Here is a 25,099-nt window from a genome sequence, read left to right on the forward strand (position 1 = left end):
CACGGAATCTGCATGACGCGTTATATTTTCGTCACCGGCGGTGTTGTGTCCTCCTTGGGGAAAGGTATCGCATCCGCCTCTCTGGCAGCGATCCTGGAGGCACGCGGCTTAAAAGTTACCATTCTCAAGCTGGACCCGTACATCAACGTGGACCCCGGCACCATGAGTCCGTTCCAGCACGGTGAAGTGTTTGTCACCGAAGACGGGGCCGAGACCGATCTCGATCTGGGTCACTACGAGCGCTATATCCGCACACCAATGACCCGCCGTAATAATTTCACCACTGGCCGTGTCTACGAAGAAGTTATTCGCAAAGAGCGCCGTGGCGACTATCTGGGCGGGACGGTGCAGGTCATTCCCCACATCACCGATGAGATCAAGCGTCGCGTGGTTGAGGGCGCTGCTGGTGTTGATGTGGCCATGATCGAGATTGGCGGCACCGTAGGCGACATTGAGTCGCTGCCGTTTCTCGAAGCCTGCCGCCAGTTGAAGGTTGAAGTCGGTTCCCAGCGGGCGCTTTTCATGCACCTGACCCTGGTGCCGTATATTGCAACCGCCGGCGAAATCAAAACCAAACCGACCCAGCACTCCGTCAAGGAAATGCGTTCGATTGGTCTGCAGCCGGATATATTGTTGTGCCGCTCCGAGCATGAAGTCGATCTGGGTTCCCGCCGCAAGATTGCCTTGTTTACCAACGTCGAAGAGCGTGCGGTTATTCCGATGCAGGATGCACGTTCAATCTACGAAATCCCCCGTATGCTCCACAGCTTCGGGCTTGACCAGATCGTTATCGAGCGTTTCAACCTGGACGCCGGACCGGCTGACCTGAGTGAGTGGGATGCCGTTATCGAGTCGCAACTCAACCCCGAGAACGAAGTCACCATCGCGATGGTGGGCAAGTACATGGAGTTGCTGGACGCCTACAAGTCATTGATTGAGTCTCTGCTGCATGCGGGCATTAAAACCCGCACCAAAATCGTGATGAAGTACATTGACTCGGAAGACATCGAACATGAAGGTACCCGCGTGCTGGAAGATGCAGATGCCATCCTGGTTCCGGGTGGTTTTGGTGAGCGGGGCGTCGAAGGCAAGATCAGAACGGTCCGGTATGCCCGTGAGAACAAGATTCCCTACCTGGGTATCTGCCTGGGTATGCAGGTTGCTGTTATCGAGTACGCCCGCAACATGGCTGGTCTGAAGGACGCCCACAGTACCGAGTTTCGAGAGCATACCCCGGCGCCTGTAGTCGGGTTGATTACGGAATGGCTGGATGATAGCGGAGCCCGGGAAGAACGCACCACCGAGTCGGACCTGGGTGGCACCATGCGCCTTGGCGGGCAGGATTGTGTGCTGACCGAAGGCTCCACCATTGCCGCCTGCTATGACCGCAAGGTCATCCGTGAGCGCCATCGCCATCGCTATGAAGTGAACAATCATTTTGTTCCGCAGCTTGAAGACGCCGGATTGCGGGTAGCTGGCCGCTCAACGGACGGCGCATTGGTCGAGGTTATCGAGGTACCGGATCATCCCTGGTTTGTGGCTTGTCAGTTCCATCCCGAATTTACCTCTACCCCGAGGGATGGGCATCCGTTGTTCAAGGGCTTTGTAGAGGCTGCATTGGTGCACCAGAAACAGAAAACCGGGAAATAGCAATCGAGCGCCGGTTCGGAGTGTCTGAATCGGCGTTTTGGATTGCATGACAGGAAAGAGAGCTCCCATGGAACACAAAACCGTTACGGTCGCCGACCTCAAGATTGCCAATGATCGCCCCTTCGTTCTGTTCGGCGGCATGAACGTACTTGAATCCCGAGAGATGGCGTTCGAAGTTGCTGCAGCCTATGTGGAGGTCACCCGTAAGCTCGGTATTCCGTATGTTTTCAAGGCCTCTTTTGACAAGGCCAATCGCTCCTCGGTGAACTCGTTTCGTGGGCCCGGACTGGAGCAGGGGCTTAAGATCCTGCAGGACATCAAGAGTCACTTCGGGGTTCCCATTATCACGGATGTACACGAACCCTGGCAGGCACAACCGGCATCCGAGGTCTGTGACATCATCCAGTTGCCGGCCTTTCTGAGCCGGCAAACCGATCTGGTGGTGGCCATGGCCAAAACCGGCGCGGTCATCAATATCAAAAAGGCGCAGTTCCTCGCGCCTCAGGAAATGCAGCACATCATCCGCAAGTGTGAAGAGGCCGGGAACGACCGAATTATCCTGTGTGAGCGCGGCAGCAGCTTCGGCTACAACAACCTGGTCGTGGATATGCTTGGCTTCGGTATCATGAAGTCTTTCCAACACCCGGTGTTCTTCGACGTCACTCATGCGTTGCAGATGCCGGGTGGCAGATCAGACTCAGCCGGTGGACGTCGCGCGCAGGTTGCCGATCTGGCCCGGGCCGGAATGTCCCAGGGCATTGCAGGGTTGTTTCTCGAGGCTCATCCCGATCCGGATGCGGCACTGTGTGATGGCCCTTGCGCATTGCGGCTCAGTCAGCTTGAGCCGTTCCTGGCCCAGGCCAAGGCGGTGGATGACCTGGTCAAGGGTTTGGCCCCACTGGATACGGCCTAATTCTGATAGCCGTGCAAGAAACTGATTTTTAACCGATGCAACATGACTACGTTGGAGACCCGATAGCATGACCAAGATTGCCAACATCAAAGCCCGTGAAGTGCTGGATTCTCGCGGGAATCCCACCGTTGAGGCCGATGTTATCCTCGAAGACGGCACTCTAGGCCGCGCCTGTGCACCCTCCGGTGCTTCCACCGGTTCCCGCGAGGCGCTTGAACTGCGTGACAAGGACGCCAGTCGCTACCTGGGGAAGGGCGTGCTGAACGCTGTCGGCGCCATCAATGGTCAGATTCGCGAAGCGTTATTGGGGCAAGACGCGGCCAATCAGCGGGATATCGACGCCATCATGATCTCCCTGGATGGCACCGAGAACAAAGCCAATCTGGGTGCCAATGCCATTCTGGCGGTGTCGCTGGCCACTGCAAAAGCAGCTGCCACTTCATTGGGCAAACCATTGTACGAACACATTGCTGATCTGAACGGGACCTCCGGCAAGTTTTCCATGCCGGTGCCGATGATGAATATCCTCAACGGTGGCGAGCACGCGGACAACAACGTCGACATCCAGGAATTCATGATCCAGCCAGTCACGGCCTCATCGTTCGCCGAAGCCCTGCGCATTGGCGCCGAGATATTTCACAGCCTGAAAAAGGTTCTCAGCGCCAAAGGCCTGAGTACGGCGGTCGGCGATGAAGGTGGATTTGCACCGGATCTGCCATCCAACGAAGCTGCCCTGGCAGTTATTCAGGAAGCAGTCGAGAAGGCAGGCTACGTGCTGGGGAAAGACATCACACTGGCACTTGATTGCGCGGCTTCAGAGTTTTACAAGGATGGGCAGTACGACCTGGCAGGCGAGGGCAAAAAGTATTCCTCGGAAGGCTTTGCAGACTACCTGGCGGGTCTTTCCGAGCGCTATCCCATTGTCTCGATTGAAGACGGCATGGACGAAAGTGACTGGGACGGCTGGGCCATACTGACCCGGAAAATCGGCGCCAAGGTGCAGTTGGTTGGCGATGATCTGTTCGTGACCAATACCAGAATTCTCAAGCGCGGTATCGACGAGGGCGTTGCGAATTCCATCCTGATCAAGTTCAACCAGATCGGTAGCCTGAGTGAGACATTGGATGCTATCAAAATGGCGCAGGATGCAGGTTACACCGCCGTCATTTCCCATCGTTCCGGAGAAACGGAAGATACCACTATCGCCGATCTCGCGGTGGCGACCTGCGCCGGGCAGATCAAAACAGGCTCCCTGTGCCGGTCAGACCGCGTTGCCAAGTACAACCAGCTGCTGCGTATTGAGGAAGAATTGGCAGGTAGCGCACCGTATCGAGGCTTGAAAGAGATTAAAGGCCAGGGCTGAAGGATCGCCAATTGCCTGCCGGTGGGCTAAACTCTCGGGATGCTGCAGAGCCGGAGGCTTTCCAGCATCCTTTTCTGGTTTACCGGGTACACAAGGACAGGTTGGATGAAGTTGCTTTGGGCTGTTTTAGTGGTACTGATTCTCCTGCTGCAGGTGCGCCTGTGGGTCGGGGAGGGCAGCTTTGTGCAGGTCTGGGCGATGGAAGATACCCTTGAAGAGCAACGCCAGGAGAATGCCAAACTCGCGAACCGGAATGAGCGCCTTTATGCCGAAGTACGCAATCTCCGTAGCGGAGAAGGGGCGATCGAAGAACGGGCTCGCATGAATCTGGGTCTTATCCGGAATGATGAGACTTTCTTCCTGGTGGTTGAGCCTTAAACCGCAAGCCTTGTGACTGCCCCATGACCAAACCTCGAAACTGGCTCGTCGTACCCGCCGCGGGTATTGGCCAGCGCATGAATTCAGATTGCCCCAAACAGTATCTTCGCATCCACGATCGTTTCATTGTCGATATTGTGCTTTCCCGCCTTCTTGGCGGCGTCCCGTTTGATGGTTGTATGGTGGCGCTTCATCGGGAGGATCGATGGTGGCCGACCACCACAAGCCATCGTGATCCGAGGGTGCAGGTTTGTGACGGCGCGGCGGAGCGCCATCTTTCCGTGTTGGCCGCACTTCGGGCGCTGGCAGCACAAGCCTCGGATGAGGACTGGGTGTTGGTGCACGATGTGGCGCGGCCCTGCATAGCATGCGAGGATGTCCGGAAGCTGATGACCACACTGGAGTCAGACCCGGTAGGTGGGCTCCTGGCCACTCCGGTCACTGACACCCTCAAACGGGCCGGGATGGATGGTGACGGGGTGTCGGAGACCGTAGACCGAAGCCGCCTGTGGCGGGCCCTGACGCCCCAGATGTTTCGTTTTGGCGCGCTGAAGGCGGCGATCGAAAGCGTGGTTCGCGGTGGAGTTTCAATTACAGACGACGCCTCAGCTATGGAATACACTGGCGCGATGCCGCGACTGGTGGAAGGTCGTTCAGATAATATCAAGATCACCGTGCCCTCGGATCTGACCCTGGCCGGCTTCCTGCTTGGTCGGTTGCCCGATGAGCAAGCGTCATGATCTGGCCCGAATCTGATCAATACTGATAAAACAACCGGAGTATGACAATGCGCATTGGCCAGGGGTTTGATGTTCACGGGTTTGGCGAAGGTGATCACGTTGTCATCGGTGGTGTTCACATCCCCTTCATGCAAGGCCTGGTGGCGCATTCAGACGGCGATGTGCTGCTCCATGCCCTGTCAGATGCGTTACTGGGCGCCTTGGCGCTTGGCGACATCGGTCATTTCTTCCCGGATACTTCGTATGACTGGGCGGACGCTGACAGCCGCGACCTGCTCAGACAAGTCATGAAGCGGATAGCAGAGCACGGCTACGAAGTCGGTAATGTGGATACCACGATCATCGCCCAGGCGCCCAAAATGGCGCCTCACATCGAGCAGATGAAGATCAATATTGCGGAAGATCTCGGTATTTCAACGGATCGGGTAGGGGTAAAAGCAACGACCACGGAACGGCTGGGCTTTACCGGCCGTGGCGAGGGTATTGCCTGCCAGGCCATATGCCTTTTGAACAAGGTGGGCTCGTGAATACCAGCCCTTGGCGTCTTGACTGGCCTGCTGCCGGTGGTTTACGTCTGGGTCGGGCAAATATCAAATCCAGCCCCCGGCACTTCTTTGTTGACGAGCAGCTGATGCTCCCGGGGCTGCCGGGTGTTGACCAGGCCGATGTGGAGCATCGGACGCAAGGGGACACTGATCCGATTGCTGTCTCAGGGGCAGGGGAGCATCTGTGTCTGAGGATCGAAAAGTGCGGTGATAACACCGACTACGTGGCCCGGGAGCTGGCGCTGTTGTCCGGCTGCAAGCCTCACGATATCGGGCTGTGTGGGCTCAAGGACCGGCATGCGGTGACGCGCCAGTGGCTCAGCGTTTACCGGCCGGGCATGATGACCGGTGATGAAGGCTTCATTGCCAGTGTGCGGGAGCGATGGTCGGTACTGTCCGCTCACCGCGTCCCTCGTAAACTGCGGCGTGGTGAACACCGGGCAAATCGCTTTGAAATCCTGGTGTCGGGGCTTGAGGCCGCCTCCCCGGATGTGGAGGTTGCCCTCAAACGGATAGCCGTACAGGGCTGCCCCAATTATTTCGGTGCCCAACGTTTTGGCTGGGCGGGTAACAATCTGGCCCAGGCGGTGAGGATGAATCCGCGCCAGCGACGTGGAAAGAATAGCCGCGACGGCCTGTATTTTTCGGCGGCCCGGTCGTGGCTTTTCAACGAAATCCTGGCGGAGCGCGTCGTCGCCGGAAACTGGCTGCAGCCTCTCCCGGGTGAGCCAGTGGCAGAGGCTGTAACCGGTCCTCTCTGGGGCGATGGCGGCACCACTGCCACTGAAGTTCAGGGCGAACTGGAGCGGGCGGTGGTGGCTCGACATCCGGATATGGCAGCGGTGTTCTCGCAAACGAGAATGAAGCCGGAGCGCCGCAGTCTTGCCCTTGTGCCAGCAGCGTTTACCTGGCGTTGGCCGGCCAAAGGCGATTTGCTCCTCAGCTTCGAGCTGGCGCCAGGTCAGTTCGCCACGGCGGTGTTGCAGGAGCTGTTTGATATTTCGGATGGATCCAGTCAGGCGGGGCTCGCAGCAAAGTCCGAAACAGGGCATATTAAATCAAAACAGTGACGGGACTGATCGCTTCTGGCTGGTCTCAAAAGAATAAAGGCGGCGCGAAGACGCTGGCAACCTAGCGGAGACAATTGTGCGTATTTTGTTGTCCAATGATGATGGCGTTCATTCCCCCGGCCTCAGAGCCCTTTACGATGGCCTGGGTGAGTTGGGGGAGCTTTTTGTTGTCGCACCTGACCGCGATCATAGCGGCGCCAGCAATTCCTTGACGCTAAACCGTCCGTTGACGGTGGTAAAACATTCCAACGGCTTTCGGTCTGTTGACGGCACACCCAGTGATTGCGTCCATCTCGCGGTTAACGGCCTCTATCCAAAGGGTTTCGACCGGGTAGTCTCTGGCATCAATACTCATGCCAATCTTGGCGACGATGTGATCTATTCGGGGACCGTCGCAGCTGCGACCGAAGGTCGACATCTGGGACTGCCTGCTATCGCCGTATCACTGGTCAATAACGGGCATTTTCACTATCAAACCGCCGCACGTGTGGTGCAGACCCTGTTGCGGTATGAGACGCCGGTGCCTCTCGGCGCCCGTTGTATATTGAATGTGAACGTGCCAGATGTGCCTTGGGATGAGCTCAAGGGCTTCCAGATTACCCGACTAGGTCACCGAGACCGGGCGGAAGGCGCCGTTCCGATTACTTGCCCTCGGGGAACGGAGCGCTACTGGATTGGCGCCGCCGGCCAGGGACGTGATGCTGGTGCCGGCACCGATTTTTATGCGATCAGCCAAGGATATGTTTCCATTACGCCGGTACAGGTTGATATGACCCGTCACGAGTGCCTTCCTGCACTGCGGGAGTGGCTCGAGGGAGTGGTTTGATGGTGCCTGAGCTGCAGGGTATTGGCATGACCTCGAGGCGTACCCGCGCGCGCCTGATTCAGCGTCTGAGAGAGTCCGGCATTGGTGATGAACGCTTGCTGGCGATTATGGAGGAGGTGCCGCGGCATATTTTTCTCGATGAGGCTCTGTCGCATCGGGCCTATGAAGACACCGCCCTGCCCATTGGCCACAGCCAGACCTTGTCCCAGCCCTATATTGTTGCCCGCATGACGGAAGTGCTGATGCGCCATAACCCTGGTCGCGTGCTGGAGTTGGGCACCGGGTCCGGTTACCAGACTGCAATTCTGGCGCGTTTGGTGAAAGATGTGTACAGCGTGGAGCGGATCAAGCCTTTACAAGACCGGGCCAGGGAACGTCTCAGAACACTGGGTTATAGAAACGTGATGCTTCGGCTTGCGGATCGCGGCATCGGTTGGCAAGAACAAGGTCCATTCGATGGTATTCTTGTTACTGCTGCCCCGAAGGAGTTGCCAAGAGACCTGATGATGCAGTTGGCTGACGGCGGGGTAATGGTCATCCCGGTGGGTGAGGGAACACAGATGCTGACTCAGGTGATTCGGCGGGGCGAGGACTTTGACATCACGGATATTGAGCCAGTCCGGTTCGTACCATTATTGGGGGGAGTTGTCCGATGAATGAACCGGATTACAACACACCTCGAGAAGCCCAGCATCCGCTGGGCATTTTTCTGCGCGGTATGGCAATGGGTGCCGCCGACATAGTACCAGGGGTTTCCGGCGGCACCATAGCCTTTATTACGGGGATCTATTTTCGTTTGCTGGCGGCGATTGATGCCGTTCCTTCAGCCTTTGTACGGCAACTCTGCCGGGGGCAGGTCAGCAAATTCTGGCAGGCAACAGACGGGCGCTTTCTGGCGACGCTGCTGGCCGGCATCCTGATCAGCGTTTTCACGCTGGCCTCGGTAATCAGTCATGCGCTGACTCAATACCCGATACTCTTGTGGAGTTTTTTCTTCGGACTTATTGTGGCATCGGTCTGGCATGTGGGGCGTGTGATCAAGGCTCCGCGGCCTGTGCTGATGTTACCGTTGCTAACCGGGGTGATATTCGCGTGGTGGGTTACAACCTTGTCGCCGGGGCAGGTCGACCCTTCAGCGCTCGCCATTTTTGGCTCCGGCGCACTTGCCATCTGTGCGATGATTTTACCCGGCATTTCAGGCAGCTTTATTCTGGTCATCCTGGGTATGTACGCGCCCATTCTGGCGGCCATAAAAGGCGTAGAACTGGGCACGTTGGTCATATTTGCCGCCGGTTGTGTGGTCGGCCTGCTGTCGATTGCCCGATTGCTGACCTGGGCGGTTCAACGCTTCCACGACACTATGCTGGCTTTATTGATCGGCTTCATGATCGGGGCGCTCAATAAGGTCTGGCCATGGAAGCAGACATTGAGCTGGCGCACCAACAGCGCAGGCGAACAAGTACCGATGGCGGAAATCAGCGTTTCACCGGTGCAGTACGCGGACTTGACCGGGGCGGCCCCAGAATTGCTGGGAGCTTTCCTGGCGGTATTGGCTGGTTTTTTTCTGGTGCTGCTCGTCGAATGGATGGCTTCAGCGTTCAAGGGACGAACTGTCCGGTCGTGAGCAAAATGGGTCAGGGTTCACACCGGTGTTGTGAATCAGTGTTACTTTTTGTTTATGTTTGTTGTTCCCGAGAGTAACACTCATGGTGCAAAGGTAACTTGGATTTGCACGCAAAACGTGCAATATATTAGCAAGTTATCGAACTTACTTTATAAGCCGCACCATTTTTGATATGAATTTTCTATAAAAAAGGCGACCTATATATTTCTTCTAACGTTGCGCAGTAGTAGCCATGACGACTCGCTTGCCGGCCTGACTGGCAACGAGCAGTCGGCGCGTTTCATGTGGTCCGGCCGCGGGGGTTGGGTTGTCCGCCTTCTGAGTTTACCGATTATTTGTGCGCTGCTGCTCAGTGGCTGTAATACCACTGCGATATATCAGGATGATCGCTATAACCCGCCGGTTTACTGGGGCCGTCACGTAGTGAAATCCGGTGAAACCCTGTTCAGCATTGCCTGGCGTTATGGCCGTGACCACCGCGAGCTGGGCAACGCCAACGGGATATCTCCACCTTATGATATTCGGACCGGTCAGGTCCTGCGGCTCGATTTGCGCGGCAAGGTAGTGGCCGGGTCTGGCTCCAGTTCAATGCCCACCCCTGCGGCTCGCGCGCCCGCATCCCGAACGGCTGCCCCGTCAAAATCCCAGCCAGCACCGAGAGTTGAACGCGCCCCTGTTCGAAGTGCACCTCTGCCTGACCAGACCCAGACAGTGTCCGGCATAGATTGGCGATGGCCCCACGTTGGCACCGTACTTGCAGGTTTTTCAACGTCTGGGAAAGTCAATAAAGGCATTGATATTGACGGAAATGCTGGTGACGCGGTTCGGGCGGCAGCATCCGGTAACGTTGTGTATGCGGGGAGCGGTCTGCTTGGTTATGGCAATCTGATTATTGTAAATCACAATGAGAATTACCTGAGCGCTTATGCGCACACACGGAAAATTCTGGTGGAGGAGGGCGACAGCGTAAAGGCCGGAGAGACGATTGCAGAGTTGGGTAGTAGCGGAACGGATCGCGACAAGTTGCATTTTGAGATACGCAAAAATGGAAACCCTGTGAACCCGCTGCCTTATTTACCATCGCGCAAGTGATGACCGGCAAGCAGAGTGAAAATCGATTGGTGAATGTAATTCAAGAGGAGTACTTTTAGAGGAGTACTTTTAGGACGCCACGTTCAGAAAATAGAAATACTTTCAGAAAAGCACTACGAGAATTGAGGTTGATCAAAAAAATAACAAGTCAGTCGCACAAGGGCTGGCCCGGAAAGAAAATGTCCTGATATAAGAAAGCATTAATAAGAACGCAGCAGGCGCTCACGATAATAAAAATCCGGTGAGCGAAAAAAACAGGGTCATTGAAAGGCGGGGCAAGGAATATGACAGTAGATCATGAAGAACTCATTATTGATCGTGTATCAGATGTCGAAGATTCAGATGATGATGTGACAGCAGAGGCCGAAGAAAAAGATACGCCGGTAGCAGATGCGACCGACGACAAGAAAGCCTTCCCATCCCGAAACACAACCGGACGCTATTTCGGGGCATCCAAGCAATTGGATGCCACCCAGCTATACCTCAATGAAATTGGATTCTCCCCCCTCCTGACGCCTGAAGAAGAAGTCTATTTTGCTCGTCTTGCTCGCAAAGGCGAAGATTCCGGTCGTAAACGCATGATCGAGAGTAACCTTCGGTTGGTGGTAAAAATTGCGCGGCGTTATGTCAATCGCGGCCTGACGCTGCTTGATCTTATTGAAGAGGGCAACCTTGGTCTGATTCGCGCTGTCGAAAAGTTCGACCCCGAGCGAGGCTTCCGGTTCTCGACCTATGCCACCTGGTGGATCCGTCAGACCATTGAACGGGCGATCATGAATCAGACCCGGACGATCCGTCTACCGATTCACGTGGTGAAAGAACTTAACCTGTATTTGCGGGCCGCCCGGGAACTCACCCAGAAGCTTGATCATGAGCCGTCTGCCGAAGAAATAGCCCAGAGGGTTGATAAGCCGGTATCTGATGTAAAACGGATGCTGGGGCTGAACGAGCGGGTGGCCTCGGTTGACACCCCCATTGGCAGTGGTGGAGAAAAGTCTTTGCTCGATACGGTGGCTGATGAAGCTGCCTCAGACCCTGCAGACCTGCTGCAGGATAATAATATGCGCGCCTGCATAGGAAAATGGATTGACCAGCTCAGTGACAAGCAGCAGGAAGTCCTTTCCCGGCGGTTCGGGCTGAGAGGTTACCAGACCAGCACGTTGGAAGAAGTGGGCCAGGAAATTGGCCTGACCCGCGAGCGGGTGCGGCAAATTCAGGTGGAAGCGCTGAGACGTCTGCGGGAAATTCTTGAAAAAGAAGGGCTCTCAGGCACAATGCTGTTCAAGTAACCGCATCCCGGGGAAATCTCCTGAAAAGCTGGTCAGCAATCCTGACCGGCCACTATCGCAGGCCTCCAGAGAGAAGTCGGAGCTTGTGACCCCAATTCAGTCATTCAGGTAGTCGCGCTTTTTACGAAACTCACACAGGTCCTCAATGATGCAGGCTCCGCAGCGCGGTTTGCGCGCCACGCACGTATAGCGCCCGTGGAGTATCAGCCAGTGATGGGCGTCCTGCAGAAATTCCTCAGGTACCAGCCGCAACAGCCGTTTTTCCACCTCCAGCACATTTTTCCCGGGCGCTATGCCGGTGCGGTTTGAGACCCGGAATATATGGGTATCGACCGCCATGGCCGGTTGGCCGAAGGCCGTATTCAGTACCACGCTGGCGGTTTTCCGCCCGACGCCGGGCAGCGCTTCCAGCTCTTCCCGGGTGCCCGGTACCTCGCTGTTGTGCTGCTCGACCAGTGCCCTACAGGTTTTGATCACGTTCTCGGCTTTGCTGTTAAACAAGCCGATGGTTTTGATGTATTCCTTCAGGCCATCCACACCCAGAGCAAGAATGGCCTCCGGCGTATTGGCAACGGCATAGAGTTTGGCCGTCGCCTTGTTTACGCCTACATCGGTGGCCTGCGCCGAGAGGATCACTGCAATCAGCAACTCAAATGGAGAGGTGTAGACCAACTCTGTGGTCGGTGTTGGATTCGCCGCCCGCAGGCGCTCGAAGATTTCAATGCGCTTCTGTTTGTTCATGGCGTTGTTACCTTCACGAGACGTGACCTGTTACCCGCACTCGTTTGCTCCCCGACGCTGCAGGCTCTTGAGCATTTGCCTGTTGCCGCGCCTTGATACGACGGTCGATACCGTTCTTGATGGCAATGAGCAAACCGAGACCGACAAAGGCGCCGGGCGGCAGGACCATGAACAGCATGTCCGGATACTGCTCGAACGGCCGGATAACCCAGTCAGCCGCCATCGGGCCCAGCAGCAGATCCATGCCGGCAAACAGCGTGCCCTGGCCAAGCAGTTCCCGGAAGCCCCCCAGTACGATCAACACCAACAGGAAGCCAATGCCCATCATGGCGCCGTCCAGAATGGCCGGACCAGGAGCATTCCTGGAGGCAAATGCATCGGCACGACCCAGAATCGCGCAGTTTGTCACGATCAGCGGTATGAAGATGCCAAGAATCAGGTAAAGCTCATAGGCGTAGGCCTGCATTAACAGTTCCGCACAGGTTACGTAGGAGGCGATGATCATTACGAAGGCAGGCAGCCTGACAGACTCCTGCACGAAATTGCGTATCAGCGACACTGCCAGGTTGGAGCCGATCAGAACCATCAGGGTGGCGAGCCCGAGCCCGATGGCGTTGACCACGGTGCTGGTGACCGCCAGCAGCGGACAAAGACCCAGCACCTGCACCAACGCCGGGTTGTTGGTCCAGAGGCCATCCTTGATGATCTCAGTGCTGGTCTTGGTTGCCATTGAATTACCTGTGTCCAGTCATTGGTTAAACGTCGTCACCCAGAAGCAGTTGCTGATGATCCCGGAAATAGTCGAGGGTCTGGCGGACCGCTTTCACGACTGCCCGGGGGGTTATGGTGGCGCCGGTAAACTGGTCGAATACACCGCCATCCCGGATTACAGTCCATTCGTCCCGCTCGGGGTTGCCCAGGGAGCGACCATTGAAGGACAGAATCCAGGCAGATTTCCGGAGTTCAATCTTGTCGCCGAGACCGGGTGTTTCGCGGTGCGCCGTCACTCTTACCCCCAACACTTCACCATCCGGATCAATACCGACCAGCAGTCGGATGTTCCCGGAGTAACCCTCGGTAGCGGTTACCGGAATGATAACCCCCGCAGGCCTACCCTCCTTGCGCGCGACCCAGGCGTCAACAGGTTTCCGGTTGCCCAGCCTTGGGTCCGGAGCCAGTTCGACGGTATCCGTCAGCAAGTCATTATCGTGCTGTTGTTCGGGAATGATCTCGAACAGGGCCGCGGCTTCCGCTCGGCGAATCTGGTCGGCAATGCGTTCCGCTGTCACCGCCTGGGTAACGGCGATTACCCCGGCGGTAATGACGGCAAACATCCCGAGGCCGATGGCATTGCGTACAATGGACTGTCTGACGGCTGCCATGGTTATCCTGCACTCTTGCTTGCAATGCCGCGGCGAGCCTTGTTGTGGCCGTAGGTTCGGGGTGGCGTGTAATGGTCAATGAAGGGCACAGCAAAGTTCATCAACAGCACTGCGAAGGCGACCGCATCGGGGTAGCTGCCCCAGGTACGGATAACATACAGCAGCAACCCGATACCGGCCCCGTAAATCAGTTTGCCCTGATGGCTGGTGGCGGCCGAGACCGGGTCCGTCGCTATAAAAAAGGCCCCCAGGATGGTGGCGCCGGCCAGCAGGTGCAGAGATAGCGGCGCATAAAGATCCTGGTTGCTGCCGAACGCAAGACTCATAACGACGAGCGCGGCCAGCACGCTGACCGGAATATGCCAGGTGATGATTTTCAGGTAGAGCAGAACGAGACCGCCAGCCAGAAACCCCAGGTTGACCCATTCCCAGCCCTTGGCTACGCCAGTACCGAAACTGGGATGTTGGCGCACTTCCTCCGCAACAAGGGCGCCAATGTCATGTTTATAGACGTCCAGGGGCGTTGCCATGGTGTAGGCGTCAATGGCGGTTTGCTTGCCGGCGGCAATAAGGCCAAGCGTCTCCAGGAACCCCGGAGCGCCCTGGAACAGGCCCGCGGGCGCAGCCCAGTTGGTGGTCATGGCGACGGGGAAGGAAATAAGCACCAGCGCATAGCCCACCATTGCCGGGTTGAACGGGTTGGAACCCAGGCCTCCGTATAGCTGCTTGGCCATTACAATGGCCGCTATAACAGCGACAGCTGAAACCCACCAGGGAGTGAACGGTGGTAATGCAAGACCCAGCAGCAGGCCGGTGAGGGCGGCGGTGTTATCAGACAGATAAAACTTCAGGGGACGCTGACGGAGTCTGAGCACAGCGGCCTCTGCCCCAATGGCCAGCGCAATACACCACGCCACATTGATCAGGTTGCCCCAGCCAAAAAAAATGGTTTGCACGATCAGGCCCGGCAGGGTCGCCACGATCACCCAAAGCATAATGTGGGCGGTTGAGCGGGCCCCGCGAGTGTGGGGTGAAGATTGTTGCCTGAGTGTCATCAGTGTTGCCGTTACATCCTGGTGAATCCGGAGTTACCCGGACGGTGGTGTGGTTTCAGGTTGAATTGCTTCATTCCGTGCAGCGCTCAACGCTTCCTCGGCCCGCTTGACCCGCTCGGTGTTCTTGGCCACCGCGCGCTCAAGCTTATCGGCATTGTCCGCGCCGCTGGTTTGTGCCTCTTCCAGCATAGCGACCATGGTGGCGAGTTTATCCTGAGCCTGGCTGAGCTGTTTTTCCAGGCTAGCGATGTCAGGCTCGGTGGTTTCGTCCGGGCTCTGCGCCGCTGTCAGGGGTTGCTGGGCCTTCTGTTCTTTGCGGGCCAGCGCTGCCTGGACAGCGGCGGTTTTTGCCGCGCGGTCGTCCAGTGCGGGGCCGTCGCTGTTACCGCTTTGCTCCGCTTTTTTTGCCTGGGCTTCGGCAGCCGTGCGGGCCCGCTCCTCACGGCGAGCCTCTTTCTCGCCGCGCTCCCTTTCCAGCCTCGCCTGGCGGGCCTCGAAGCGCTCCCGTGCGCGGTCGGACTTCAGTTGTTCGGCGTTATGGGCGCGAATTTCGCCCTTGGCAAAACGATAGTACTGCACCAGGGGAATACTGCTGGGGCACACGTAAGAGCACGCGCCGCACTCGATGCAATCGAACAGGTTCTGGTGTTCTGCTTTTTCGAATTCTTCGGCCTTGGCGTACCAGAACAATTGCTGCGGTAACAATTCCATCGGGCAAGCTTCAGAGCACGCGCCACATCGGATACAAGGCTGCTCCGGCGGCGGCTCTGGCAATTCGCCCCGGGCGGCTGCAATGACGCAATTAGTGGTCTTTATAACCGGCACATCGGCACTTTGCAGTGTGTAGCCCATCATGGGGCCACCGAGAATCAGCCGGTCGAGGCGGTCGGTCTGAAGACCCGCTTGCCTCAGCAGGTCTGCCACCGGCGTGCCAAGGTAGGCTTCCACGTTGCCGGGGGTGGTAACCGCATGACCGGTAATCGAGGTAATACGACTGATCAGCGGCTCACCATGATGAATGGCTCGATAGACCGCCACGGCAGTGCCCACATTCTGGCACATGGTGCCAATATCGGCCGGTATACCGCCATGGGGTACCTCCAGGCCGGTAACGATCTGGATCAACTGCTTCTCGCCGCCAGAGGGGTATTTGGTCGGGATGACGACAATCTCGATCAGAGTATCCTCTGCGGCAGCGCGCAGGGCGGCGATGGCCTCGGGCTTGTTGTCTTCCACGGCAATCACACAATGCGCCGGTTCCAGCAGCCACGCCATGATGTTCAGACCTTCGACCACCTCCGTTGCGCGTTCCCGCATCAGCACATCATCGGCGGTGATATAGGGCTCACATTCAGCACCGTTGAGAATCAGGGTCTCGACTTTGTCGCGTTCTGGCGGCTGCAGTTTGATGTGGATGGGAAAGCCAGCGCCCCCCAGGCCGACCACGCCTGCGTCCCGAATGCGAGCGAGCACCTCCGGGCGGGGGTGATGCGCGTAGTCCGGCATTGCACGGCGTTCACACCAGGTGTCCAAGCCATCCGGTATCAGGGTAATGCACCAGTCCACCATGCCCGAGGGGTGAGGAACTGGCTGTCGTGAAATTGCCTCTATTTTACCGGAGGTTGGCGCATGGACCGGGACCCCCAGGGTGCCGATAGCCGCGGCCAGACACTCGCCTTTCAACACGGTAGTACCTACCGCTACGCGAGTTTCAGCAGGGGAGCCGATGTGTTGCTGCAAGGGTAGAATCAGCTTTTGCGGAAGCCCTGCAAAGCGGATGGGCTGTGAGTTGGACTGACTCTTGTGCTGAGGCGGATGGATGCCGCCGGGGAAATCCCACAGCTTGCGCATCAGGCCATTGCCCCCTGACGATCGGTGGCAATAATCGACTTGTCGGGAGGGCTCCACGCCCAGTTCCGGATGTCGGGCTCGATCGTCACCATATCGATGCAGTCGACCGGGCAGGGTTCAACGCAAAGATCGCAGCCGGTGCATTCGCTCTCGATCACTGTATGCATGTGTTTCGCGGAGCCCAGGATGGCATCCACCGGGCAGGCCTGAATACACTTGGTGCAGCCGATGCATTCATCTTCGCGAATGACCGCGACACGCTTTTCCTGTTCGGTGCCGTGTTCAGTGTCCAGTGGCTGGGGTTCGATATCCAACAGGTCCGCCAGGGCCTTGATGGTGCTTTCACCACCGGGCGGACATTTATTGATGGCACCCCCATTGGCAATGGACTCAGCATAGGGGCGGCAGCCGGGGAAGCCGCATTGGCCGCACTGGGTCTGGGGAAGCAGTGCGTCAATCCGTTCAACCAGCGGGTTGCCCTCGACCCGGAAGCGTTCCGCCGCGTAGCCGAGAACGCCTCCGAAGATGAGCGCCAGCACAAAGAGAACTGCAACAGCAATCAGAATACCTGTCCACATGGCGGGCCTCCTTTACACGCTGACCAGGCCGGTGAAGCCCAGGAACGCAAGCGACATGAGACCGGCGGTAATCAGCCCGATAGAGGCACCCTGAAATACCACCGGCACATCGGACACGGCTATACGCTCCCGCATGGCCGCAAACATCACCAATACCAGGGAGAAGCCAGCCGCCGCGCCAAAACCATACAAAGCCGATTCAACAAAGTTATTCTGGCGGTTGAGATTAAGCAATGCGACTCCCAGCACCGCGCAGTTAGTGGTGATCAGCGGAAGGAAGATACCCAGCACCCGATAGAGTAACGGGCTGGTCTTGCGCACCACCATCTCGGTGAACTGCACCACGACCGCAATGACCAGGATAAAGGTAATGGTCTTCAGGAACTCGAGACCCAGCGGTGCCAGCAGGTAGGTATATGCCAGATAACTGCAGATGGAGGCGAGGGTCAGCACGAAGGTGGTGGCCAGAGACATGCCCATGGCGGTTTCCAGCTTCCCGGATACACCCATAAACGGGCACAGGCCGAGAAACTGGACCAACACGAAGTTGTTCACCAGAATGGTGCTGACCAGTATGAGCAGGTATTCCGCCATCGTGGGTTGCTCTCGTCTTACATTATCCGCATGCCGGGTGTGGCGCCGGAGTCCGGTGACAGGATAAAGATATCCTTACCACCGGGACCAGCTGCCAGCACCATGCCCTCGGACATGCCGAATTTCATCTTGCGGGGCTTGAGGTTGGCGACCATGACCGTCATCCGGCCCTGGAGCTGCTCGGGTGTGTAGGCGGACTTGATGCCGGCGAACACGTTGCGTTCACCTTCGCCGATATTCAGGGTCAACCGCAACAGTTTATCGGCGCCTTCCACATGCTCGGCCCTGACGATTTCCGCTACCCGCAGATCCACTTTGGCGAAATCACCAAATTCGATTTCATCAGCGATGGGCTCTGCCTTTGTTTGTGCCGGTGCCTTATCGCCCACAGCGGCAGGCATTTCCTCTTTGGAGGCCTCCAGCATCTTGTCAATCTGGGGCATCTCGACCCGGCTCATCAGCGGACTGAACTTGTTGATGGCATGGTCTTCGAGGCGCTGTGCGCGATCGTTCCAGTCAAGTCTGGCATTCAGAAACGCTTCCGATGCTTCAGCGGTTTTCGGCAGCACCGGCGCGAGATAGGTCATCAACAGGTGGAACATGTTGAGGGCGTTGGTGCAGATGGCCTGGAGCTTCTCGTCCTGACCGTCCTGCTTGGCGATCACCCAGGGTTGCTCGTCATTGACGTACTGGTTGGCGATATCCGCCAGCTCCATGATCCGGCGCATGGCACGGCCGAATTCACGAGCTTCATAAAAGCCGGCAATGTCGTCACCTGCATCGATAAAGGTTTTCATATGATCGGTTTCGGTCACCTGGCCGAGGTTACCGTCAAAGCGTTTGGTGATAAAGCCGGCGCTGCGGCTGGCAATGTTGACTACCTTGCCCACGAGGTCGGAGTTGACCCGGAACGCGAAATCCTCGAGGTTCAAATCCATGTCGTCGACGCTGCCCGTGAGCTTGGCGGCGAAGTAGTAGCGCAGATATTCCGGGTTGAGGTGGTCCAGATAGGTGCGGGCCATGATGAATGTACCCCTGGATTTGGACATCTTCTTGCCGTTAACTGTGACAAACCCGTGGGCATAAATGGCGCTGGGTGTGCGGTAGCCGGCGCTGTACAACATGGCAGGCCAGAACAGGGCGTGAAAGTTGATGATGTCCTTGCCGATGAAATGGTAAACCTCGGCGGTGGAATCCGGCTTCCAGAAATGGTTGAAATCAATCCCTTCCCGGTCGCACAGGTTCTTGAAACTGGCAAGATAGCCAATCGGGGCATCGAGCCAGACATAGAAATATTTGCCGGGCGCATCGGGGATTTCAAAACCGAAATAAGGCGCATCACGGCTGATATCCCATTCCTGCAGACCAGCGTCCAGCCATTCGGCAAGCTTGTTCGCAACCTGAGGCTGTAGGGTGCCGCTGCGGGTCCAGGCTTGCAGGAAGTCTGCGAACTCAGGGAGGCGGAAAAAATAGTGTTCGGATTCCTTCTCGATCGGTGTGGCACCGGATACCGCCGAACGGGGATTGATCAACTCCGCTGGCGTATAGGTGGCACCGCAGGCCTCGCAGTTATCACCGTACTGGTCCTCGGTTTTGCACTTGGGGCAGGTGCCCTTGATAAACCGGTCCGCCAGAAACATCTGCTTTTCCGGGTCGTAGGACTGGGTGATCTTGCGGGTGGCGATGTGCCCGTTGTCCTGCAGCTGCTTGTAGATGTAATTGGAAAAGGACTGGTTTTCCGCCGAGTGCGTCGAGTAGTAGTTGTCGAAACTCACCTGGAAGCCGCTGAAGTCTTCCTGATGCTCCTTGTTGATGCGAGCAATCAGTTGCTCGGAGGTAATGCCTTCACGTTCCGCCCGTAGCATAATGGCGGTACCATGAGCATCGTCGGCGCACACGTAGTAGCAGTTGTTGCCACGCATCTTCTGATAGCGCACCCAGATGTCGGTTTGGATGTATTCCAGCAAGTGCCCCAGATGTATGGGCCCGTTGGCATAGGGCAGGGCGCTGGTCACCAGAATATCGCGCTTTTTCAGAGAGCTCGCTTGCGTCATTTTAGGTCCGAACCTTGATCAAGAATGGTTATGGTCAGAAGCGGGCACAGATGATACCTTCCAGACACTTTTTTTTCATCTGGCCAGCCCTGTTTTCGTCGCTTTGGTCCGCTTTTTTTGAATTTTAATCGTGTGGAGAGTTCGATGACTCAAATTTCCCAACAAGCCCTTGAAACCGCTGTCAGCCAATACCGGGACCCCTACCTCGGGCAGGATCTTTACGAGCTGAATGCGGTCAAGTCCCTGGTCGCCGGTAACGATGGCCAGGTCACGCTGACCGTTGAGCTGCCTTACGCGTCAGGAGGAATTGCCGGTGCGTTGAAGGAAATTGTCCGTAACGCCCTAGAGAACGTTCCGGGGGTGACCGCCGCCACGGTGAATGTAAGCCAGCGTATTCGTGCGCACCAGGCCCAGGGCAATCTGCAGTCCATTGCCGGGGTAAAGAACATTATCGCGGTGGCGTCCGGTAAGGGTGGCGTTGGCAAGTCAACCACGGCCGTTAACCTGGCTCTGGCCCTGAGTCAGGAAGGCGCCCGGGTTGGCATACTGGATGCCGATATCTACGGCCCCAGTGTTGGCATGATGTTGGGTATTCCCGAGGGCCAGAAACCGGATACGAAGGGAGGCAAGTACTTTATTCCGGTACCCGCTCATGGTGTCCAGGCGATGTCGATGGCGTTTCTGGTTAACGACAAGACCCCGATGGTTTGGCGGGGGCCAATGGTCAGTGGCGCGGTCCAGCAGCTACTGACCCAGACCCTGTGGGATGATCTGGACTATCTGGTGGTGGATATGCCACCAGGCACCGGCGATATTCAGCTTACTCTGGCGCAGAAGGTGCCGGTTACCGGGGCGGTGATTGTCACCACCCCCCAGGACATCGCGCTGCTGGATTGCAAGAAGGGCATCGAGATGTTTCGTAAGGTCGAGATTCCGGTGTTGGGTGTGGTAGAAAACATGAGCGTGCATATCTGCAGCAATTGCGGCCATGAAGAACACCTGTTCGGTGAAGGCGGCGGTGGGCGCGTGGCAGACGACTACGACACCACATTGCTCGGCCAGTTGCCGTTGCACATAACGATCCGGGAACAGACCGATGGTGGCACGCCTTCGGTGATGGCGGAGCCGGATTCGGAAGTGGCGCGACGCTACCGTGACATTGCTCGCCGGATCGGGGCGATCCTGTCTCAACGAGCCCGCAACTTGAGCTCACCGATTCCGAGTATCTCCATGAGTGACGACTGAACACGGGCTGTTGCCGGTTAGGGGCAGCCCGGGTTGCCGGCGTTGAGATTTCGCACCGTCTCAATAATATCCTCTGCCAGCGCCTCAACGTTCAATTGGTGTGCACGGATCAGTGAATCAACGGTGGTGCCTGCCTCGTTGCGGCTGCGGGTGTTGCATGTCAGCCCGGAGGTTGCCAGCTTCGGGTTACCGGCCAGGCGATAGTCCGCATCCAGCCAGACCCCTTGACCGGGTATGGCATCAAATCGCGTCACTGTTACCCAGACCTGCGTCGGGTAATCTGCGCCTGCTGCCTGGCCGAGCCGAGCGTCCAGGGCGCTGCGAATCTCCTCCGGCAACGGCGCGCCCCACCAGTCCGATTCCAGTATCAGAAGCTGACTGTCACCTTTACGAACAACCAACTCGGTGCGGTTGAGCTGGGGTGGGACTCTCACATGCGCCACCACTATCGCGCCAGTATTGTTGCCTGTCTCGCTTATCTGGGGCGGTGGCACCAGGGTGTGAGTGCGAATCTGTGGGCTGCTGCAAGCAGACAAGGCAGCCAGAAGAAGGAGTGATAGAAGTCCCTTGAATTCGGGCCTGAACCGAGGCTGGTTAATGAGTGATAGCTTCATTGGCTGAACTCACCCCGGCCCTGCTCATCCCGGCCCCGCACCAGCGACTCCGGGTGACGGCGCAGATAATCCGAAAGCTCCCTGACGGATCGTGACATACGCTCTACCTCGTCCAGAGCCAAGCCCAGGCGCTGGCGTTCCGGCGAGTTGGGCGACAAGGCTGCTTCGGCCGAGGTCAGGGTTGATGACATGCTGTTCATGAGCTCCTCCATCCCCTGTAAAATGTTGACGGTTGCTGGTAGTGCTTCATCATTGATCGCCCCAAGTGTCTGTTGCAACTCTGCCAGACTGCCCTCCAGATTGCTGGAAATGGTAGCGAGTGGCAGAGAATTCAGTGTCTCCAGTAAGGATGTAAGCTGGTCCTGCATTTTGTCGAGGTTGGTGGCCTGGGTCGGAATCAGGATTTGATCCGGATTGTCCGGCGTGATGGAGCCCTGGGCGTTTTGAGCCCCCGAATAGAATTCCAGCGCGATGTGAAGCTGCCCGGTCAGAATGTTGCTGGTGCGCGCCTCAGCCCTCAAGCCATGGTCGACCAGTTGCCTGAACAGTCGTGTTGCCATGGGTGACTTGCTGGTGTCGACGTCCGCCTCGTCGCCAACGGTTTCGAGCAACTGGTCATAAGCCTGGCCCATCAGGCGGGGATAAATCCTGGCGTCCACCACCACGGGAAAGGTTTGCTGTTTGGCGTCGTAATCCAGGGTTACGCTGGTTACTTCGCCAATTTCATTACCCATGAAGTAAACCGGTGCCTCCTGCTTGAGACCCAGCAGTGATTGACCAAAACGCATATGAATTGAATGGGCAGGGCCTTTGTCAGGTGCCATTGCCGAGGTTCTGTCATTGTACAGAGTGAATTTCCTGTCGGTGCTGGCGGCCTTTGCCGCGGGCGCACGGGCGGGCGTTTCAAAAGCGATACCGCCTGCCAGTACCGATGTCAGGGATTGGAGATCGAGCTGGATTCCATCCGTGGTGATGCCCAGGTCAATACCGCTCGCGTTCCAGAATCGGCTGTTGGAGGTAACATATTGATCATGTGGGGCGGTAATGAAAACTCCCAGGTTGACCCATTCGCCGGATGGGTCCAGTTGGTAGGAGACCACCTCGCCAACCCTTACCTTGCGGTAGTAGACCGCCGACCCGATATCGAGGGAGCCCAGATCAGGGGCTCTCAGTCGGAAACGCTTACCTGGTTCGTCGTAGGTAATGGGTGGCGGCGTTTCGAGTCCCCTGAAGTTGTTTGCAGAGGTCTCGGAAGTGCCGGGGATGGCAGCGATAAAATCTCCTGAGAGCAGCGTGTCCAGTCCCGAGACGCCCCCTGCACCGATGCGGGGCTTCACGACCCAGAAGCGGGCGTCTTCCCGGGCGAAAGCTTCGGCATCTTTATTCAGATCTACGGCGACAACGACATTCTGCTGATCCTTACTGAGTGTAATTGTTCTGACCTCGCCGATAGCGACGTTCCGGTATTTAACCGGGGATTTCTCCGGCGTGAGACTGCCGGCAGTATCAAAGGTAATCTCAATCGTGGGGCCCGCGTCGCGCCAGGAACCCACAAGCATTGAAAGTCCGACCAGGGCGGCCACGATCGGCACCAGCCAGGCCAGGGATAAACCAACTCGACGGGAACGAATATCCGCCTCGCCGGGCTCATTTGTTGCAGGGTTATTGCTCATTTTTTGGCTGTGAATCCCATATCAGTCGTGGATCAAAACTCAGTGTGGCTAACATGGTCAGGATAACCACCAGACCAAAAAACAGAATTCCCGCCTTTGGTTCAATGGCCCCCAATGCACCAAACTGCACCAGGGCCGCTAGCAGCGCAGCGACAAAAACATCCAGCATAGACCAGTAGCCTATCAGTTCGAGCAGTCGATATAGCTTTGTCCGTTCTCTGCGTGAGCGGGTATTGCCAAGTTGAACGGTAATCAGCAGTAAAGCCAGCACCAGGAACTTGGTGACCGGTACTCCGACACTGGCAATAAAAATGATAACGGCAATATCCCAGGCATCTGCCCGCCAGAGCGCCACGACACTGCCAAGAATAGTGGTGGTCGAGTCATGGTGCAGGGCACTGGTGTGTAAAATAGGCAGGAGGTTGGAAGGTATGTAAAAAATAAGAGCGGCAATCATCAGGGCCCAGGTACGAGCTATGGCGTTGGGTTTGCGTGCGTGGAGACGGGTTCCGCATCGCTGGCAACTCTGCCGGAAGTTATATTGGGCACTATGCTCTGCATTGTCGCTAACGCTAGCGCGAGCACAGACAAGCCGGCAGCGATGACATTGCATCAGGTGGAGTTCACGGGCTGTCGGGGGGGTCACGGTAGCTTTTCCCAAAGCAGGTGCAGGTCACGACCGGCAATGCCGATGAGCAGCAGGCTGAGGCCTCCAAGAGCGAATAAACCGGCAGCAGGCATCGCCTCAAGACGTCCTGTCAACTTCACAATGGCGATTACCGCACCGAGCAGAAAGACCTCGAGCATATTCCACGGACGCAGCGCGGTCAGGGTCAGCATGGCATATCGGAAGCCGGGCGCACGCCGTGAAAAACGTGAATACATCAATATCCATAGCAGCAGGAAAATCTGCATCGCAGGCACCACCAAAATCGCAAACGCTGTAACAATGGCCATAATGCTGATGGGCCCCTGAATCAAAGCGACCACGGATTCGATCAATGTAGCCGAGTGGGTCTGGCCACGGGTCTGGACGAGGAGGACCGGATAAAACAGCAGGAAACACAACAACATCCCTGCAGTCACGGTAAGGGCCAGTAACTGATCGAGAGACAAGAAATGGTGACGGGCGAGTATCGCGTCGCACCGCTGGCAACGAGCTTGCTGGTGGCTGGCTAGTGCGGGCCGGTGATAAACCGAATCGCAATAGTCGCAAATGATGAGTTGTGTCGGGTCGTGCACCACGCGGATTCCTGCTACTGATGAAGTGCCATCAGCTTGGGTGAATCGCTACTTCCTGTCCAGCGTGGTGCATACTGCCGTTAATGCTGCAATGGCATTGTATTCAACGCTGCTCAGAACAGCAGGCGTCCGCCAACCCGGCCAGTATCGAATTCCGGTCCGTCGTTGGTGATCTGGCTGTTGAAATCGTTTTCGTCGATGTCAACGTTGTAGCGGTCGTATTCCGCGAGCGCCGTCAACTGTGGGGAGACGCGGAAATCAATACCTGCACCAACGAAAGGTGATACATCGTCGTAGGACTCATCTTCGTCAAAGGCATCGACGTCAAATGCCGAGACGAACGCACCGGCTTTTGCATACACACCAAAGCTTTCGGTAATCGGCAGCCGACCGCGTGCTGACAGACCGAGACCTTTCCTGTGGTTCGTTCAACAAACAGTTTGCTATAAAAGATCAGCAAATAAGCCCGTCTGTTTTGATTGCATAAGCAATACAAATCAAATGACTGACGACAATATTACCCTGAAAATTTCGAGTTTGAATTAAACTATAAATACATACGTTTAATATTTAGTTACTA

At 56.8% G+C, this 25,099-nt stretch carries 25 protein-coding genes and 1 pseudogene; 13 read left to right on the forward strand and 13 right to left on the reverse strand.

Annotated features, from left to right (window positions below):
- Window positions 1-12: 12 nt before the first annotated feature.
- The 12 genes from pyrG (at window position 13) to rpoS (ending at window position 11,490) form a co-directional block, all read left to right on the forward strand.
- Window positions 13-1,650, forward strand: coding sequence for a CTP synthase (gene pyrG, locus F6Y09_RS11285; protein ID WP_152207044.1), 1,638 nt, complete (start codon window positions 13-15; stop codon window positions 1,648-1,650).
- 67 nt (window positions 1,651-1,717) lie between these two features.
- Entirely contained in the window at window positions 1,718-2,563 is an 846-nt protein-coding gene (kdsA, locus tag F6Y09_RS11290) for a 3-deoxy-8-phosphooctulonate synthase (protein ID WP_152207045.1), read from the forward strand.
- A gap of 67 nt (window positions 2,564-2,630) precedes the next feature.
- Window positions 2,631-3,926, forward strand: a complete 1,296-nt coding sequence (gene eno, locus F6Y09_RS11295) for a phosphopyruvate hydratase (protein ID WP_152207046.1) — start codon at window positions 2,631-2,633, stop codon at window positions 3,924-3,926.
- A 105-nt stretch (window positions 3,927-4,031) separates the two neighbouring features.
- On the forward strand, window positions 4,032-4,304 hold the full coding sequence (gene ftsB / locus F6Y09_RS11300) for a cell division protein FtsB (RefSeq protein WP_152207047.1): 273 nt from the start codon (window positions 4,032-4,034) through the stop codon (window positions 4,302-4,304).
- Between the two features lie 23 nt (window positions 4,305-4,327).
- Window positions 4,328-5,044, forward strand: coding sequence for a 2-C-methyl-D-erythritol 4-phosphate cytidylyltransferase (gene ispD, locus F6Y09_RS11305; RefSeq protein WP_152207048.1), 717 nt, complete (start codon window positions 4,328-4,330; stop codon window positions 5,042-5,044).
- A gap of 47 nt (window positions 5,045-5,091) precedes the next feature.
- On the forward strand, window positions 5,092-5,571 hold the full coding sequence (ispF, locus tag F6Y09_RS11310; RefSeq protein ID WP_152207049.1) for a 2-C-methyl-D-erythritol 2,4-cyclodiphosphate synthase: 480 nt from the start codon (window positions 5,092-5,094) through the stop codon (window positions 5,569-5,571).
- Window positions 5,568-6,659 (forward strand): tRNA pseudouridine(13) synthase TruD, encoded by a 1,092-nt coding sequence (gene truD / locus F6Y09_RS11315; RefSeq protein WP_246180498.1) that lies wholly within the window; start codon window positions 5,568-5,570, stop codon window positions 6,657-6,659. The genes ispF and truD overlap by 4 nt, the downstream gene beginning before the upstream one ends.
- Before the next feature lie 76 nt (window positions 6,660-6,735).
- Entirely contained in the window at window positions 6,736-7,485 is a 750-nt protein-coding gene (gene surE, locus F6Y09_RS11320; RefSeq protein ID WP_152207051.1) for a 5'/3'-nucleotidase SurE, read from the forward strand.
- A complete protein-coding gene (locus tag F6Y09_RS11325) occupies window positions 7,485-8,141 on the forward strand; it encodes a protein-L-isoaspartate(D-aspartate) O-methyltransferase (protein ID WP_152207052.1) in 657 nt (218 codons plus the stop codon). The genes surE and F6Y09_RS11325 overlap by 1 nt, the downstream gene beginning before the upstream one ends.
- Window positions 8,138-9,109 (forward strand): DUF368 domain-containing protein, encoded by a 972-nt coding sequence (locus F6Y09_RS11330; protein ID WP_246180500.1) that lies wholly within the window; start codon window positions 8,138-8,140, stop codon window positions 9,107-9,109. Before F6Y09_RS11325 ends, F6Y09_RS11330 begins: the two co-directional genes overlap by 4 nt.
- A gap of 282 nt (window positions 9,110-9,391) precedes the next feature.
- Window positions 9,392-10,201, forward strand: coding sequence for a peptidoglycan DD-metalloendopeptidase family protein (locus F6Y09_RS11335; protein WP_152207053.1), 810 nt, complete (start codon window positions 9,392-9,394; stop codon window positions 10,199-10,201).
- Window positions 10,202-10,485: 284 nt separating this feature from the next.
- Window positions 10,486-11,490, forward strand: coding sequence for an RNA polymerase sigma factor RpoS (gene rpoS / locus F6Y09_RS11340; protein WP_152207054.1), 1,005 nt, complete (start codon window positions 10,486-10,488; stop codon window positions 11,488-11,490).
- A 96-nt stretch (window positions 11,491-11,586) separates the two neighbouring features.
- Here rpoS and nth read toward each other — a convergent pair whose 3' ends face one another.
- The 8 genes from nth to metG are packed head-to-tail and all read right to left on the reverse strand — an operon-like array spanning window position 11,587 to window position 19,745.
- Window positions 11,587-12,231: an endonuclease III gene (gene nth / locus F6Y09_RS11345; protein ID WP_152207055.1), complete on the reverse strand. Its 645-nt coding sequence runs from the start codon at window positions 12,229-12,231 to the stop codon at window positions 11,587-11,589.
- A gap of 13 nt (window positions 12,232-12,244) precedes the next feature.
- A complete protein-coding gene (locus F6Y09_RS11350) occupies window positions 12,245-12,961 on the reverse strand; it encodes an electron transport complex subunit E (protein ID WP_152207056.1) in 717 nt (238 codons plus the stop codon).
- 25 nt (window positions 12,962-12,986) lie between these two features.
- Window positions 12,987-13,613, reverse strand: a complete 627-nt coding sequence (gene rsxG, locus F6Y09_RS11355; protein ID WP_152207057.1) for an electron transport complex subunit RsxG — start codon at window positions 13,611-13,613, stop codon at window positions 12,987-12,989.
- A 2-nt stretch (window positions 13,614-13,615) separates the two neighbouring features.
- Window positions 13,616-14,668: an electron transport complex subunit RsxD gene (gene rsxD, locus F6Y09_RS11360; RefSeq protein ID WP_152207058.1), complete on the reverse strand. Its 1,053-nt coding sequence runs from the start codon at window positions 14,666-14,668 to the stop codon at window positions 13,616-13,618.
- A 33-nt stretch (window positions 14,669-14,701) separates the two neighbouring features.
- Window positions 14,702-16,519 (reverse strand): electron transport complex subunit RsxC, encoded by a 1,818-nt coding sequence (gene rsxC / locus F6Y09_RS11365; RefSeq protein ID WP_152207059.1) that lies wholly within the window; start codon window positions 16,517-16,519, stop codon window positions 14,702-14,704.
- The gene (gene rsxB, locus F6Y09_RS11370) at window positions 16,519-17,097 is read right to left on the reverse strand and encodes an electron transport complex subunit RsxB (protein WP_152207060.1); all 579 of its coding nucleotides are present in this window, start codon (window positions 17,095-17,097) and stop codon (window positions 16,519-16,521) included. The genes rsxC and rsxB overlap by 1 nt, the downstream gene beginning before the upstream one ends.
- A gap of 12 nt (window positions 17,098-17,109) precedes the next feature.
- Window positions 17,110-17,691, reverse strand: coding sequence for an electron transport complex subunit RsxA (gene rsxA / locus F6Y09_RS11375; protein WP_152207061.1), 582 nt, complete (start codon window positions 17,689-17,691; stop codon window positions 17,110-17,112).
- Window positions 17,692-17,708: 17 nt separating this feature from the next.
- Window positions 17,709-19,745 (reverse strand): methionine--tRNA ligase, encoded by a 2,037-nt coding sequence (metG, locus tag F6Y09_RS11380; RefSeq protein WP_152207062.1) that lies wholly within the window; start codon window positions 19,743-19,745, stop codon window positions 17,709-17,711.
- Between the two features lie 144 nt (window positions 19,746-19,889).
- Between metG and apbC the strand changes: the two genes are divergently transcribed.
- Window positions 19,890-20,990 (forward strand): iron-sulfur cluster carrier protein ApbC, encoded by a 1,101-nt coding sequence (apbC, locus tag F6Y09_RS11385; protein WP_152207063.1) that lies wholly within the window; start codon window positions 19,890-19,892, stop codon window positions 20,988-20,990.
- A gap of 17 nt (window positions 20,991-21,007) precedes the next feature.
- Here the strand turns inward: apbC and F6Y09_RS11390 are convergent, their stop codons facing one another.
- The 5 genes and pseudogenes from F6Y09_RS11390 to F6Y09_RS11410 all read right to left on the reverse strand — a co-directional run.
- Window positions 21,008-21,604 carry a PqiC family protein gene (locus F6Y09_RS11390; RefSeq protein WP_152207064.1) on the reverse strand — a complete coding sequence of 199 codons (597 nt, stop codon included), beginning with the start codon at window positions 21,602-21,604 and terminating at the stop codon, window positions 21,008-21,010.
- Window positions 21,601-23,277, reverse strand: coding sequence for a PqiB family protein (locus F6Y09_RS11395; RefSeq protein WP_152207065.1), 1,677 nt, complete (start codon window positions 23,275-23,277; stop codon window positions 21,601-21,603). The genes F6Y09_RS11390 and F6Y09_RS11395 overlap by 4 nt, the downstream gene beginning before the upstream one ends.
- Window positions 23,267-23,890 (reverse strand): paraquat-inducible protein A, encoded by a 624-nt coding sequence (locus F6Y09_RS11400; RefSeq protein WP_152207429.1) that lies wholly within the window; start codon window positions 23,888-23,890, stop codon window positions 23,267-23,269. The genes F6Y09_RS11395 and F6Y09_RS11400 overlap by 11 nt, the downstream gene beginning before the upstream one ends.
- A 29-nt stretch (window positions 23,891-23,919) precedes the next feature.
- Window positions 23,920-24,519: a paraquat-inducible protein A gene (locus tag F6Y09_RS11405; protein ID WP_152207430.1), complete on the reverse strand. Its 600-nt coding sequence runs from the start codon at window positions 24,517-24,519 to the stop codon at window positions 23,920-23,922.
- A 113-nt stretch (window positions 24,520-24,632) separates the two neighbouring features.
- Window positions 24,633-24,926, reverse strand: a pseudogene (locus F6Y09_RS11410) (outer membrane beta-barrel protein); the annotation flags it as partial.
- Between the last annotated feature and the right edge of the window lie 173 nt (window positions 24,927-25,099).

Source organism: Marinobacter changyiensis (genome assembly GCF_009193265.1).
Lineage (GTDB): Bacteria > Pseudomonadota > Gammaproteobacteria > Pseudomonadales > Oleiphilaceae > Marinobacter > Marinobacter changyiensis.

Bases quoted from the DNA above. Each gene is read 5' to 3' on its own strand.
- F6Y09_RS11390 (WP_152207064.1), bottom strand. From the start codon at position 21,604: ATGAAGCTATCACTCATTAACCAGCCTCGGTTCAGGCCCGAATTCAAG.
- F6Y09_RS11350 (WP_152207056.1), bottom strand. From the start codon at position 12,961: ATGGCAACCAAGACCAGCACTGAGATCATCAAGGATGGCCTCTGGACC.
- rsxG (WP_152207057.1), bottom strand. From the start codon at position 13,613: ATGGCAGCCGTCAGACAGTCCATTGTACGCAATGCCATCGGCCTCGGG.
- F6Y09_RS11335 (WP_152207053.1), top strand. From the start codon at position 9,392: ATGTGGTCCGGCCGCGGGGGTTGGGTTGTCCGCCTTCTGAGTTTACCG.
- rpoS (WP_152207054.1), top strand. From the start codon at position 10,486: ATGACAGTAGATCATGAAGAACTCATTATTGATCGTGTATCAGATGTC.
- ispF (WP_152207049.1), top strand. From the start codon at position 5,092: ATGCGCATTGGCCAGGGGTTTGATGTTCACGGGTTTGGCGAAGGTGAT.
- F6Y09_RS11400 (WP_152207429.1), bottom strand. From the start codon at position 23,890: ATGCAATGTCATCGCTGCCGGCTTGTCTGTGCTCGCGCTAGCGTTAGC.
- rsxC (WP_152207059.1), bottom strand. From the start codon at position 16,519: ATGCGCAAGCTGTGGGATTTCCCCGGCGGCATCCATCCGCCTCAGCAC.
- ftsB (WP_152207047.1), top strand. From the start codon at position 4,032: ATGAAGTTGCTTTGGGCTGTTTTAGTGGTACTGATTCTCCTGCTGCAG.
- F6Y09_RS11330 (WP_246180500.1), top strand. From the start codon at position 8,138: ATGAATGAACCGGATTACAACACACCTCGAGAAGCCCAGCATCCGCTG.
- F6Y09_RS11395 (WP_152207065.1), bottom strand. From the start codon at position 23,277: ATGAGCAATAACCCTGCAACAAATGAGCCCGGCGAGGCGGATATTCGT.
- apbC (WP_152207063.1), top strand. From the start codon at position 19,890: ATGACTCAAATTTCCCAACAAGCCCTTGAAACCGCTGTCAGCCAATAC.
- F6Y09_RS11325 (WP_152207052.1), top strand. From the start codon at position 7,485: ATGGTGCCTGAGCTGCAGGGTATTGGCATGACCTCGAGGCGTACCCGC.
- rsxA (WP_152207061.1), bottom strand. From the start codon at position 17,691: ATGGCGGAATACCTGCTCATACTGGTCAGCACCATTCTGGTGAACAAC.
- ispD (WP_152207048.1), top strand. From the start codon at position 4,328: ATGACCAAACCTCGAAACTGGCTCGTCGTACCCGCCGCGGGTATTGGC.
- metG (WP_152207062.1), bottom strand. From the start codon at position 19,745: ATGACGCAAGCGAGCTCTCTGAAAAAGCGCGATATTCTGGTGACCAGC.
- kdsA (WP_152207045.1), top strand. From the start codon at position 1,718: ATGGAACACAAAACCGTTACGGTCGCCGACCTCAAGATTGCCAATGAT.
- rsxB (WP_152207060.1), bottom strand. From the start codon at position 17,097: ATGTGGACAGGTATTCTGATTGCTGTTGCAGTTCTCTTTGTGCTGGCG.
- rsxD (WP_152207058.1), bottom strand. From the start codon at position 14,668: ATGACACTCAGGCAACAATCTTCACCCCACACTCGCGGGGCCCGCTCA.
- eno (WP_152207046.1), top strand. From the start codon at position 2,631: ATGACCAAGATTGCCAACATCAAAGCCCGTGAAGTGCTGGATTCTCGC.
- pyrG (WP_152207044.1), top strand. From the start codon at position 13: ATGACGCGTTATATTTTCGTCACCGGCGGTGTTGTGTCCTCCTTGGGG.
- nth (WP_152207055.1), bottom strand. From the start codon at position 12,231: ATGAACAAACAGAAGCGCATTGAAATCTTCGAGCGCCTGCGGGCGGCG.